This is a genomic window from Bradyrhizobium sp. MI1.3 (genome assembly GCF_055811695.1).
Window position 1 is genome coordinate 24,667 of record NZ_JBVVPQ010000046.1, and the last position, 11,984, is coordinate 36,650.

Here is an 11,984-nt window from a genome sequence, read left to right on the forward strand (position 1 = left end):
GATCGTCTAGCGCAAGCCCGCCCGCCGGAACCCTTCCAGATAGTGTTCGCGGTCGGCGTCGTTCGCCCATGGCAATTGCGTCGCGATCCAGCGCAGCGAGATGTTGGGCTGGGTGCGGCGGAGCTCGCCCAGCGCCATCTCCGCAAGCACGCCGTCGCCGGTCATGCCAGCAGAAACCGCCAGCACGCGGTAGGCGCCGGTAAGGTCGCCGCGGTGGCGGATCGCCTCCCGCGCGAGCGTGATGGCCTCGCCATAGCGCCGCTCGGTGAAGCGGGCATAGCCGGCGATGCCGTGATAGATCGCCAGGGATGGATCGCGCGGCGAGAGCCGCATGGCCCTCTGCGCTGCCTCGAACGAATCCTTCGGCCGCCCGGCATAGGACAGCGCCAGTGCGTAATAGCCCTGCGCCAGCGAGAAGTTCGGATTGAGCGCGAGCGCCTGCTCGAACTCGGACAGCGCGTCCGCAAGCCGTCGCGTCGAGAAGTAGACGCTGCCAAGCGCGGCGTGCGCCCAGGCATCCTCGTGGTCGCAGCGCACCGCGGCGAGCGCGGCGGCTTCCGCCACCGGCGCCACCACGGCGAGCTCGGCCCAGCCGAGATGCACGCCGAACATGTGATTCGCCGCGAGCACCGACAGCGCCTGGCCGTAGTTCGGGTCGATCCCGACCGCGCGCTCGAGCAGCGCCCGCGCGGTCTCGTGATCCCGCCGCGTCACCCGCCAGTAATGCGACAGCGCCCGCATCAGGAGATCCCAGGCATCCAGGCTCGCGGGGGGCTTGCGATGGGCGCGAAAACTTTCCGCCGCATGAATCTGCGGCTCGATCGCCGCGGCGATCGCGTTGGTGATTTCGTCCTGCACGGCGAACACGTCGACCAACTCGCGGTCGTAGCGCTCGGCCCAGAGATGGCTGCCCGTCGTGGCGTCGTTGAGCTGCGCGGTGATGCGCACCCGGTTGTCCGACTTGCGCACGCTGCCTTCGACGATGTAGCGGACGCCGAGTTCCTCGGCGATCTGCCGGATGTGAACCGCGCGTCCCTTGTAGGTAAAGGACGAGTTGCGGGCGATCACCATGAACCAGCGCTGCTTCGACAGCGCGGTGAGGATGTCCTCGCTGATGCCGTCGCCGAAATAGTCCTGTGCGGGATCGCCGCTCATGTTCTCGAAAGCGAGCACCGCGACCGCCGGCCGGTCCGCCAGGGCGCGCGGCAAAGCAGCGACGGGTTGCGTGGGGGCGGGCGCGGATGCCATTTCTTCCCGGACTTCGCCGACGAAACGAAAGCCCTTGCGCGGAATGGTCTTGATCAGCCGCTGGGTCGCACCGTCGTCGCCGAGCGCCTTGCGCGCGGCGTTGATCCGGCTGTTCAGGGCGGAATCAGAGATGATCCGATCGCTCCAAATCTGGCTGATCAGGTCATCCTTGCTGACCACACGGGTGCGCTGCGCCACCAGATAAAGCAGGAGATCGAACACCTGCGGCTGCAACGGCACGGCGGCGCCGCTGCAGGTGAGTTCCCGCAGGTCGCCGTCGAGCACGTTGTTTTCAAAGCGAAATCGCACGTTTCTGTCGTCTCAAGCAAAAATCAAAGTCGTCTCAGGCGAAAATCAACCGTCCGCGAAAGTCTTGGGACCTCCGGTGCGGCATGGTGCAGCGACCAATGAAGTGCCGGCGTTTTGGCACAACGGAGCTGTTTATGACCCAAATTGATCATCAGGTTGATCCTATCGGCCCGGTTGCGGGCTCACGCATTTTCAAGTTCATCGCCTTTCTGTACGGAATTGCGGCGTATCTCGTGTTTTTCGTCACCATTCTCTACGCCATCGGCTTCGTCATGGGGCTCGTGGTGCCGAAGACCATCGATACCGGGACCGATACGCCCGTGGCCGAGGCCGTCATCATCAATCTGCTCGTGATGGCCCTGTTTGCGATCCAGCACAGCGTCATGGCGCGCCGGCAATTCAAGGCCTGGTGGACGCAGTACGTCCCCAAGCCGGTCGAGCGCAGCACCTATGTGCTGTTTGCCAGCCTGTCATTGCTTCTCCTGTTCTGGCAGTGGCGTCCGCTGCCCACGGTCATATGGGACGTCGCGAACCCGGATCTTGCTGTGACGATCGTCACGCTGTCGCTGGTGGGCTGGGTCCTGGTGTTTACCTCGACCTTCATCATCAATCACTTCGAGTTGTTCGGATTGCATCAGGTGACCAATCATCTCGTCGGCAAGGAGGCGTCGCCGCCGCGCTTCAAGACGCCGCTGCTCTACAAGTTCGTCCGTCATCCGATCTATCTCGGCTTCATCATCGCGTTCTGGGCGGCGCCGGTCATGACCGCGGGCCATCTGCTGTTCGCCGCCGTGACGACGGCCTACATCTTCGTCGGCATCGCGCTGGAGGAGCACGACCTCATCGATCTCTTCGGCGACGAGTACCGGCACTACAAACAACGGGTGTCGATGCTTATTCCCTGGCGCAAGTCAGTATAGCTTGCGCGTCGTTCGGCCGCGTCCGCCGAAAGGAGGACGCGCGGCGGCGCCGAGGCGCGTAACGGAGCTTGCCGACCCGGCCTTCCACGTTTCTCGGGGTGAATCCCCCTCACCCCGACGCTATTAGTGCGAGCGAAGCTCGTCGCGACCCCCGCATTCCTTTTTGCCGACTTATCGGCAAACAGCAGCGGGGAGAGGAATCTGAACAATCATCAACGGAGACGACCTAATGAAACATGTTGGAAACTGCTTCTGTGGCGCGGTCACGATCGAGGTCACAGGCGCGCCGGAGGCGATGGGCTATTGCCATTGCAGCTCGTGCCGCTCGTGGTCGGGCGGTCCGGTGAACGCCTTCAGCCTGTGGAAGCGCGAAGCCGTGCGCATCACAGAAGGTGCAGAGAATGTCGAGACCTTTGCGAAGACGCCGCTCAGCCAGCGCAAATATTGCAAGAAGTGCGGCGGCCATCTCATGACCAACCATCCGCCGCTCGGCCTGATCGACGTCTTCACCGCCACCATTCCCACCCTCGCCTTCGCGCCCGGCGTCCACGTCAATTACGCCGAGACGGTGCTGCCAATGCGCGACGGCCTGCCCAAGCTCAAGGATTTCCCGGCCGAATTCGGCGGCAGCGGCGAGATGATGCAGGAGTGATGCGCTTTCTTCTCTCCTCTCCCCGCAAGCGGGGAGAGGAGAGATTCGCTATGTCATCCCCGCGCGCCGCAATCCCTCGAGGTAATGCTCGCGATCCTCGTCCCGCAGCATCGGTAGCTCGCGCGTGATCCAGGCGAGCGAGATGCCCGGTTGGGCGCGGCGCAAGCCTTCCAGGGCGGAAGCCGCGCGCGCGGGATCTCCCGACATTCCGGTGGCGGCCGTCAGCACGCGATGCGCGCCGACGAAATCGGCGCGCTGCCGCATCGACTCGCGCGCCATCTGTGCGGCGCCTTCGTAATCGCGGCCGATGAACCGGGCATAGGCCGCGACGCCGCAATAGATCGCCGCGAGCGGGTCGCGCGGGCTCAGCCGCAGCGCGCGGCGCGCGGCGACATCGCCGTTCTGCCATCGTCCGGCGTAGCACAGCGTCACGCCGTAGAAGGCGTGCGCCATCGCAAAGTTCGGATTGAGGTTCAGCGCCAGCTCGAATTCCGCCAGTGCGTCGTCGAAGCGGCGGCGGAATAAATAAGTGTATGCCAGGCCGTGATGGGCCCAGGCATCCTCACGATCGGCCTCCACCGCCGCGAGCGCGGCGTGCTCGGCGACCGGCACGGTCGCGGCCATGTCGGACCAGCCCATATGCGCGCCGAAGATGTGGCTGGTCGCGAACAGGCCGAGCGCCTTGCCATAGGCGGGATCGAGCGCGACGGCCTTTTCGAGCAATCCTTGCGCGGCGGCATTGTCCTCGCGGGTGATGCGCCAGTAATGCGACAATGCGCGCATCACGAGGTCCCAGGCATCCAGGCTTCCCGGCGGCTTCTGCTGGGCGCGAAAACTCTCGGCGGTATAGAGCTGCGGCTCGATCGCGGCGACGATCGCCTCGGTGATCTCGTCCTGCACGGCGAAGATGTCGGCAAGCTCGCGGTCGTAGCGTTCGGCCCAGAGATGGCTGCCGGTCGAGACGTCGTTGAGCTGCGCGGAGATGCGCACGCGATCGCCGCTCCGCCGCACGCTGCCTTCGAGCACGTAGCGCACGCCGAGCTCGCGCGCGACCTCGTGCATGTGCACGGCACGGCCCTTGTAGACGAAGGAGGAGTTGCGCGCGATGACGAAGAACCAGCGCAGCTTCGACAGCGCGGTGATGATGTCCTCGCTGATCCCGTCCGAGAAATAATCCTGCTCGAGGTCGCCACTCATATTGGTAAAGGGCAGCACCGCGATCGCCGGCCGGTCCGGCAGCGCCAGCGGGGCCTGCAGTAGCTTCGCTCCGAAATCGGAGTCCGGCGCGGTCGCCCCACGCTTGGTTTCGACGTCGCCGACGAAACGAAAACCCTTGCGTGAGATGGTGCGAATCAGCGCCTGGTTGGCGCCGGTGTCTCCGACCGCTTTGCGTGCCGCATTGATCCGGCTGGTCAGGGTGGATTCGGACACGCTGCGCCCATGCCAGATCTTGTCGATCAGCTCGTCCTTGCTGACCACCCGGTCGCGGTTCTCCATGAGGTGGACGACGAGATCGAAGACCTGCGGCTCCACGGCAACGGGAACTTGCTCGCGGCTCAGCTCGCGCAAGTCGGTATCGAGCAGGTGATCCCGGAACAGAAACTGCACGTCGAAAACTCAGACCTCACGACATCGGGCAACGATGAAATCAAGACGGATTTCGGCTGATGTCTGTGAGTCCACCGAGGGGCCTGCCCGGTTCACCACGATCGCGTGATGGCAGGCATGCAGTTTACGGGGAGGAATGCAGCCTTGGTTAGAACGTGGCCGGTTCGGCCGGATTGTCGCGATTTCCTCACGTCATTGCGAGCGTAGCGAAGCAATCCAGCCTGTCGCCGCGCAGACAGCGTGGAGTGCTTCGTCGCAAGGGCTCCTCGCAATGTCGGTGTTGAGGCAATGGCGTGCGGCAGCTTCCCATGTTGTCCTGGCCTTCGCGACGGCATCGAATGTGTGACGAACGGTGAATGTCCATTGCCGAACAGTTCCGCGTGCGTAAGCTGCCGCCCACACAAAACACCAACCACGAAGAAACGCCCATGCCCGCTTTTCATGCCTCGACCACCGTGCTCGATTCCGTGCTGTTCCGCGATGCCTTCGGCACGCCGCAGATGCGGGAGGTGTTTTCCGATATCGCGACGGTCGCGCGCTATGCCGAGGTCGAGGTGGCACTGGCGAAAGCGGAAGCGAAGTGCGGGGTGATTCCGCACGATGCCGCCGACCAGATCGCGGCGCGGACCGATGTGGCCGCGCTCGATTTCGACCTGTTGCGGCAGGAGACCGATGTCGTCGGCTATCCGATCCTGCCGCTCGTGCATCAGATGGTGAAGCAATGCGGCGATGCCGGCCGCTATGTGCATTGGGGCGCGACCACGCAGGACATCATGGACACCGCCGTGGTGCTGCAATTGCGCGCCGGGCTCGAGCTCGTCGAGCAGGACATCGCCGCGCTGCGCACAATCCTTGCCGACCTCTCGAAGCGCCACCGCGACACGCCGATGGCGGGCCGCACCCATCTCCAGCAGGCGCTGCCGGTCACCTTCGGCTACAAGACCGCGATCTGGCTCGCGATGTTCGACCGCCACGCCGAGCGCCTCAGTGAATTGAAGCCGCGCGTCCTGGTCGGCCAGTTCGCCGGCGCCGCCGGCACGCTGGCCTCGCTCGGCGACAAGGGGTTCGAGGTGCAGGAAGCGCTCTGCGCCGAACTGAGGCTTGGCGTCCCCGCTTCGACCTGGCACGTCGCACGCGACGGTTTTGCCGAGGCCGTCAACTTCCTGGCGCTCGTCACCGGCTCGCTCGGCAAGATCGCGCTCGACATCATGATCATGGCCTCGACCGAATTCGCCGAGGTCTACGAGCCCTTCGTCAAGGGACGCGGTGCTTCCTCGACTATGCCTCAGAAGCGCAACCCGATCTCCTCGGAACTGATGCTCGCGGCGTCGAAGGCGGTGCGCCAGCACGCCGGCCTCATGCTGGATGCCATGGTGCAGGATTTCGAGCGCGCCACCGGGCCCTGGCACGCCGAATGGATGGCGATCCCCGAGAGCTTCGTGCTGACCGCCGGCGCCTTGCACCAGGCGAAGTTCGCGCTCGCCGGCCTCATCGTGGATGAAAGCAAGATGAACGAGAATCTCGCCGTCAGCCGCGGTCTGATCGTGGCCGAAGCCGTCATGATGGGGCTCGCGCCGCAGATCGGGCGGCAGGAGGCCCATGACGTGGTCTATGACGCCTGCCGGCTCGCCAATGAGAAAGGTCTTACGCTGGCGGACGCGCTCTCGTCCGATTCCCGCGTCTCTGTCAGAATCGACCGTGCCACGATCGAGGCGCTGACATCACCGAAAAATTACCTCGGCCTTGCTCCCGCCATGGTCGACCGGGTGCTGAAATCGGCAACGCGTTGAAAACCAAAATGCGCGAAACTGCGTATCTTTGGGGGGTCGCAAGGCACTCGCGCACTTGTGTCTCGCGATGCTAGACTTAGATTGGACGAGAGACGTTCGGCAGAGGATCCGGCATGACTGATCAACGCATCACCTCCACTCCCATCGATCCCGTGAAGCTCGACCGGCTGGCCGAGGTGGCGGTGAAGGTGGGCCTGGGCTTGCGGCCGGGCCAGGATCTGCTCTTGACGGCACCTGCGATCGCGTTGCCGCTGGTGCGGCGGATCGCGGTGCATGCCTACAAGGCCGGCGCCGGCATCGTGACGCCCATTCTCTCCGACGAAGAGATGACGCTGGCGCGCTATCGCCACGGCCACGACGACAGCTTCGATCGCGCCGCCAACTGGCTCTACGAGGGCATGGCCAAGGCGTTCTCGAACAACACCGCGCGTCTCGCCATCGTCGGCGACAATCCGATGCTGCTCTCGGGCGAAGATGCTTCCAAGGTCGCGCGCGCCAGCAAGGCCAATTCCATGGCCTATCAGCCGGCGCTGGAAAAGATCGTCAATTTCGACACCAACTGGAACATCATTGCCTACCCGAGCCCGTCCTGGGCGAAGCAAGTCTTTCCGAACGATCCTGAAGAGGTCGCGATCGGCAAGCTCGCGGACGCGATCTTCGCAGCGTCCCGCGTCGATCGCGACGATGCGCCGGCCAATTGGGCGAGCCACAATGCGGTGCTGCGGGAGCGCACCAACTGGCTCAACGGCCAGCGTTTCCGCGCGCTCCAGTATTCGGGACCGGGCACCGACCTCACCATCGGGCTCGCCGACGGCCATGAATGGGAGGGCGGCGCCTCGCTCTCCAAGAACGGCATCAGCTGCAACGCCAATATCCCGACCGAAGAGGTCTTCACCACGCCGCATTGCCGGCGCGTCTACGGCCATGTCGTGAGCTCGAAGCCGCTATCCTACCAGGGCACGCTGATCGACAACATCGCGGTGCGCTTCGAGGACGGCCGGATCGTCGACGCCAAGGCTTCGCGCGGCGAGGAGGTACTGAACAAGGTGCTCGACACCGACGAGGGCGCGCGGCGTCTCGGCGAAGTGGCCCTGGTGCCGCATTCCTCGCCGATCTCGCAGAGCGGGTTGTTGTTCTATAATACGCTGTTCGACGAGAACGCGGCCTCGCACATCGCGCTCGGCCAGTGCTATTCGAAGTGCTTCGTCAACGGCGCCCAGCTCACGCCGCAGCAGATCGCGGCGCAAGGCGGCAACCAGAGCCTGATCCATATCGACTGGATGATCGGCTCGGCCGAGACCGACATCGACGGCATTCTGGCTGACGGCAGCAAAGTGCCGGTGTTTCGCAAGGGCGAATGGGCGAAGTAACTACGCCGCCGCGTTGCGTAGCATCGGGCTGTTGTCGATGCTGAAGCGGTTGAACAGCGTCGTGAACGGGCTGCCGTCGGTGGCCCGCACGATGGCGTCGGAGGCCGCCACCGCGTCGTAGAGCGCACCGACCGGATCATTCGCCTCGGGCAGGTCGAGACCCCCGCGAATTTGCTCGCGGGCCTCGTTGACGTCGTCCTCGTCGTCGAGTGTGGCCTCCAGCGCATCCGCCGCCCGCCGCATCTCATGGAGATCACCGCCGGCGGAAAATTTGAGGATGTCGAGCCAATAGGGGTGCGCCACGACGAGCTTGACGAAAGCCTCGAAACTCTCCGCGATGATTCCCGCGCGGCCTTCCGACGAGACGTAGAGCACATTCTGGGACGGCAGCAGAACGAACGCGCCGCCGGAGCCGTCACTGCCGATCTGCCGGGGGCTTTCGATGCCATCGACGGTGAACCAGGGCTCCTCGTCGGTTGCGAAGGAGACATCGAGGCTGCCGAGCCAGGCCACGACCTCGCCTTGAGTTGCGAGAACCTCCGGGGTGAGGGGCATCGGCATGGCTCCTTTCAGATAGCTTCGCGCACTTTGTCGCACCCCGGAAAAGAAGGGTTCATGTGTACGAAATTGCAGGGAAATTGGGACGTTAACCGTTTCGCGTCTGCAACTTGCGGCTGATTGTCGGACCCTGCGTAAGAAAGAATTAAAAACCGGCTACTAGCGTTCCCGCCATCTTTGAACAATCCGGGCCGAGACCCGGCGGATCATATTTTATCCCCTGGGGGAACAGATGTCGCGCGCATTGATTGAAATCAGTAGTTGCAATGTAGATCTCGAGCTGCGGCCGATCGAACCGTCCTGGATCATCGAAGGCAATCCGGTGTCGCGCTCGCACATCCTGTCCACCAGCGCCGACGGCACCGCTTCGACCATCATCTGGGCCTGCACCGGAGGCCGCTTCAACTGGTATTACGACATCGATGAGACGATCATGATCATGGAAGGGTCGATCGTGCTCGAAAGCGACGGCATGCCGCCGAAGCGCTACGGCCCGGGCGACGTCATTTTCTTCCGCAACGGCGCGCATGCCAAATGGCATGTCGAGGGCCACGTCAAGAAGATCGCCTTCTGCCGCAAGACCAATCCCGTGATGATCGGCTTCCTGATCCGCGTCCTCAACAAGCTCAAGAAGATCTTCGTCTCCACCGGCGAGCGCCGTCCTGCCTCGCTGATGGGCGCCGGTTAGAGTTCAATCAGTTTCAAGGACGCTTCCCAGCGGTCACGACGGAACAGGGGGCCGGGATCAACATCCCGGCCCCTGTTCTCGTCATGGCGCCAATCACTTTAAGGCAGATCGAGCCGGTAGAAATCACTCGCGGTCTGCGAGAACAACGCCGTCTTCTCGGTCTCGCTCAAGGGCGCCGCGATACGCTTGAAGGCGTTGAAGATTACCTGATAGCTGCACTGGCCCTTGTCCGGCGGGAAATTGCTCTCGAACATCGCGCGCGTGGGTCCAAACGCCTCGATGCAGGTTTCAATGTAAGGCCGCCACGCCGCGGCAAGCTCCTCGGATAACGGCGGCCTCTCGCGCAAATGGAAGTCGTAGCCGAGCAGGCACATCGCGAGCCCGCCGAGCTTCACCACGACGTTCTCGCATTTCGCGATCTCCCGGATCGAGGCGCGCCATTGCGCAAACACCTCCTCGCGTCGCCCGGCAAAGCGGCCGATTCCGGCCGGGCCGCCGCAATGGTCGAGCACGATCCTGGTGTCGGGAAATGCGCGGGCGAGCTCGGTCAGCTCGCCGATTTGCGGATGGAACAGCCAGGCGTCGAAGCTCAGGTTCAGCGGCGCGAGACAGGCAAAGCCCTTCCGGAAGGTCGGGTCCTGCAACAATCCCTGCGGCCGGCTCGCATACATGCCGGCGACTGCGGGATCTGCGTCCCAGGCCGAGGAATGCCGGATGCCGCGGAAGCGACCGTTGCCCGCCGCGATCTCGGCCTCCAACACCGGTTGTGCGGCATCGCCGAGCAGCAGGTTGACGTGGCTGACGATGCCGGCGCAGATCGCCGCCTTGCCATAGCCGCCGCTGGCGCTCATCGCGGCGACGCCATTGGCGAACTCGACCTCGCCGACCGGCCGGAATGCTTCGGGCCCGTGCGCACGATACATCGAGCGGCAATCGACATAGACGGTGGCGGTGATGTTGTGGCCGGAGGCGATATCCGCCGCCATCTCCTCGATCAAATAGCGGTGCCCGCGATTCCAGAGATGGTGATGGGGATCGACGATCGGCCGTAAGGGATCGATGATCTCCTCGTGATGCAGCGCGAGCCAGTCCTCGCGCGGCTCGACGAATAGCCCGCTCGTGTTGGCGGGCAAACCGCTTGCGGCCATCGGCGTTCGCTCCCTTGATGTATGCTTCTTGTTCTGGGAGCCTAACACCTCGTTCTCGCGTGCAGCAGCGCGCGTTTCGCAACCGCACCCGTCATCGCGGGCACAGCGGCGCCGTCGTCAATCCTTGCGCCGCTTCGCCCTCACATCGACCAAAAGCCGCCAATCGGTTGCGGTGGCCGGCTTGACCTCGCCGAGCCAATGGAAGAAATCCTCGGTGATTTCCGTAAAACTCCAGCGCGTCAGGTCGCCGGCTTCGGTCGTGCCTTCCTGAACGATGTCGGCATCGCGTGGACGGCCGATCTGCTGGCGGAATATGCCGCGGCCGGGATCGAACCAGGAGATCCGCCAGGCATCGATGGTCGGATCGTAGACCCGCAGCGTCGTGCCGTACCAATTGCCGGCGATCGGCAAGGCCGGGCTGCCAGCCGGGCGCGGAATGATCCAGACGTCTTGCACGGCGCGGCCCTCCAGCACCCAGCCGAAATGGATTTCGCCGGGCGCGGTGTGTTTCGTTCCATCGGGTCCATGGGCGGTGATCTCGGCGTCCCAATCGCCGACGAAGCGGCCATAAAGCTGGAGCGCCGCCGCGTGCTCGGGGTTCGGTCCGTCCGCGTGCAATAATCTCGCAAAGTCGGTCATGTCCATCTCCTGTTTGCGAGGAGATCAGCACGACCGGACGGCAGCCGACTTGGAGAAAATTGCGCGGCGCCCGCCGTCAAGTCTTGTTGGGCGACAGATGCCCTATGCCAGGATTGGGCCTGTCGTTCGTTCGTCGGCTCGTCGCGCGTTCCGCGAGCCAAATGACGATGACGGAGACAATCACGAGACCCGCACCAAGCAACATCAGGCGCGAAAATGGCTCGCTCAGCACGAGGGTGCCGAGCAGTACAGCGATCACCGGGTTGACGAAAGTGTAGGTCGACACCAACGAGGTCGAGACGTTTTCCAGAAGCCAGTTGTAGGCAACGAATCCGATCACGCTGCCAGCGATGATCAGCCAAAGCGCCGCTGCAAGCGAAGTCAGCGAAACCTCGCTCGGCCTGAAGTTTCCGATCTCGCCTGTCAGCCAACTGATCGCGAACAACACGGTACCGCCTATCGAAAGCTGGATGCCCGAAAGCAGGATAGCGGATGCCTGGCTCGACATGCTCCGGGACAAGATAGTCCCGGCCGACCATGACAAGGCCGCAGCCAGCAGCCAGACGACGGGAAGGATACTGATGCCGGCCTGCTCGACGTTTTGCCACGCCACGAGTCCGACGCCGAAGAAGCCCGGCACGAGAGCGAGCAGGGCGAAGGGCTTCGGTCGCTGATCGCCGGGGAACAAGACATCGATCAGCAGGATCCAGAACGGGATCGTGGCCAGCACGATGGCCGCCACGCCCGAAGGAACCGATTGCTGCGCGAAGGCGAGTACGCCATGGCAACCGACAAAGAACAGGAGCCCGCACAGGCTCGCCCTTATCCACGCCTGCGCGGATAGGTTCGCGACCTCACCGGCACTCATGGCCAGCAACAAGATGCCGCCACAGAGCGAACGCAGCGCCATCAGCAGAAATGGCGGAATCGATTTCAGGCCCAAAGTGATGGCGAAGTAGGTGGAACCCCACAGCAGGTAAATGGCCGCAAATGAGCCTATGACCAGCAACCTTCTGCTCATGACTGCTCCGATCGTAACTGATTTCGAAGCAAC

General features: G+C 63.7%; 11 protein-coding genes. 5 read left to right on the plus strand and 6 right to left on the minus strand.

Annotated elements, in window-relative coordinates:
• Positions 1-6: 6 nt before the first annotated feature.
• Entirely contained in the window at positions 7-1,557 is a 1,551-nt protein-coding gene (locus AC0L3A_RS27665; RefSeq protein ID WP_007599503.1) for a winged helix-turn-helix domain-containing tetratricopeptide repeat protein, read from the minus strand.
• A gap of 134 nt (positions 1,558-1,691) precedes the next feature.
• Between AC0L3A_RS27665 and mddA the strand changes: the two genes are divergently transcribed.
• Complete coding sequence (gene mddA, locus AC0L3A_RS27670; protein WP_007599504.1) at positions 1,692-2,477, plus strand: methanethiol S-methyltransferase; 786 nt, start codon at positions 1,692-1,694, stop codon at positions 2,475-2,477.
• A 229-nt stretch (positions 2,478-2,706) separates the two neighbouring features.
• On the plus strand, positions 2,707-3,129 hold the full coding sequence (locus AC0L3A_RS27675; protein ID WP_473255478.1) for a GFA family protein: 423 nt from the start codon (positions 2,707-2,709) through the stop codon (positions 3,127-3,129).
• 48 nt (positions 3,130-3,177) lie between these two features.
• On the opposite strand, the gene AC0L3A_RS27680 is transcribed toward AC0L3A_RS27675, so the two are convergent.
• Positions 3,178-4,737, minus strand: coding sequence for a winged helix-turn-helix domain-containing tetratricopeptide repeat protein (locus AC0L3A_RS27680; protein ID WP_473255479.1), 1,560 nt, complete (start codon positions 4,735-4,737; stop codon positions 3,178-3,180).
• A gap of 428 nt (positions 4,738-5,165) precedes the next feature.
• Between AC0L3A_RS27680 and pcaB the strand changes: the two genes are divergently transcribed.
• Together pcaB and AC0L3A_RS27690 are read left to right on the plus strand one after the other, a co-directional pair.
• Entirely contained in the window at positions 5,166-6,527 is a 1,362-nt protein-coding gene (gene pcaB, locus AC0L3A_RS27685; protein WP_007599510.1) for a 3-carboxy-cis,cis-muconate cycloisomerase, read from the plus strand.
• Positions 6,528-6,640: 113 nt separating this feature from the next.
• A complete protein-coding gene (locus AC0L3A_RS27690) occupies positions 6,641-7,897 on the plus strand; it encodes an aminopeptidase (RefSeq protein WP_063994582.1) in 1,257 nt (418 codons plus the stop codon).
• On the opposite strand, the gene AC0L3A_RS27695 is transcribed toward AC0L3A_RS27690, so the two are convergent.
• Complete coding sequence (locus AC0L3A_RS27695) at positions 7,898-8,452, minus strand: hypothetical protein (RefSeq protein WP_473255480.1); 555 nt, start codon at positions 8,450-8,452, stop codon at positions 7,898-7,900. It abuts the gene before it with no gap.
• A 235-nt stretch (positions 8,453-8,687) separates the two neighbouring features.
• On the opposite strand from AC0L3A_RS27695, the gene AC0L3A_RS27700 reads away from it, so the two are divergent.
• Positions 8,688-9,143, plus strand: a complete 456-nt coding sequence (locus AC0L3A_RS27700; RefSeq protein ID WP_219681121.1) for a cupin domain-containing protein — start codon at positions 8,688-8,690, stop codon at positions 9,141-9,143.
• A gap of 98 nt (positions 9,144-9,241) precedes the next feature.
• Here AC0L3A_RS27700 and AC0L3A_RS27705 read toward each other — a convergent pair whose 3' ends face one another.
• From AC0L3A_RS27705 to AC0L3A_RS27715, 3 genes are all read right to left on the minus strand, one after another.
• On the minus strand, positions 9,242-10,291 hold the full coding sequence (locus AC0L3A_RS27705; RefSeq protein WP_354200505.1) for an amidohydrolase family protein: 1,050 nt from the start codon (positions 10,289-10,291) through the stop codon (positions 9,242-9,244).
• 117 nt (positions 10,292-10,408) lie between these two features.
• The gene (locus tag AC0L3A_RS27710) at positions 10,409-10,930 is read right to left on the minus strand and encodes a hypothetical protein (RefSeq protein WP_007599519.1); all 522 of its coding nucleotides are present in this window, start codon (positions 10,928-10,930) and stop codon (positions 10,409-10,411) included.
• A gap of 76 nt (positions 10,931-11,006) precedes the next feature.
• Positions 11,007-11,951 (minus strand): EamA family transporter, encoded by a 945-nt coding sequence (locus AC0L3A_RS27715; protein ID WP_007599520.1) that lies wholly within the window; start codon positions 11,949-11,951, stop codon positions 11,007-11,009.
• Positions 11,952-11,984 lie beyond the last annotated feature (33 nt).

Bases quoted from the DNA above. Each gene is read 5' to 3' on its own strand.
- AC0L3A_RS27715 (WP_007599520.1), bottom strand. From the start codon at position 11,951: ATGAGCAGAAGGTTGCTGGTCATAGGCTCATTTGCGGCCATTTACCTG.
- mddA (WP_007599504.1), top strand. From the start codon at position 1,692: ATGACCCAAATTGATCATCAGGTTGATCCTATCGGCCCGGTTGCGGGC.
- AC0L3A_RS27705 (WP_354200505.1), bottom strand. From the start codon at position 10,291: ATGGCCGCAAGCGGTTTGCCCGCCAACACGAGCGGGCTATTCGTCGAG.
- pcaB (WP_007599510.1), top strand. From the start codon at position 5,166: ATGCCCGCTTTTCATGCCTCGACCACCGTGCTCGATTCCGTGCTGTTC.
- AC0L3A_RS27710 (WP_007599519.1), bottom strand. From the start codon at position 10,930: ATGACCGACTTTGCGAGATTATTGCACGCGGACGGACCGAACCCCGAG.
- AC0L3A_RS27675 (WP_473255478.1), top strand. From the start codon at position 2,707: ATGAAACATGTTGGAAACTGCTTCTGTGGCGCGGTCACGATCGAGGTC.
- AC0L3A_RS27700 (WP_219681121.1), top strand. From the start codon at position 8,688: ATGTCGCGCGCATTGATTGAAATCAGTAGTTGCAATGTAGATCTCGAG.
- AC0L3A_RS27690 (WP_063994582.1), top strand. From the start codon at position 6,641: ATGACTGATCAACGCATCACCTCCACTCCCATCGATCCCGTGAAGCTC.
- AC0L3A_RS27695 (WP_473255480.1), bottom strand. From the start codon at position 8,452: ATGCCCCTCACCCCGGAGGTTCTCGCAACTCAAGGCGAGGTCGTGGCC.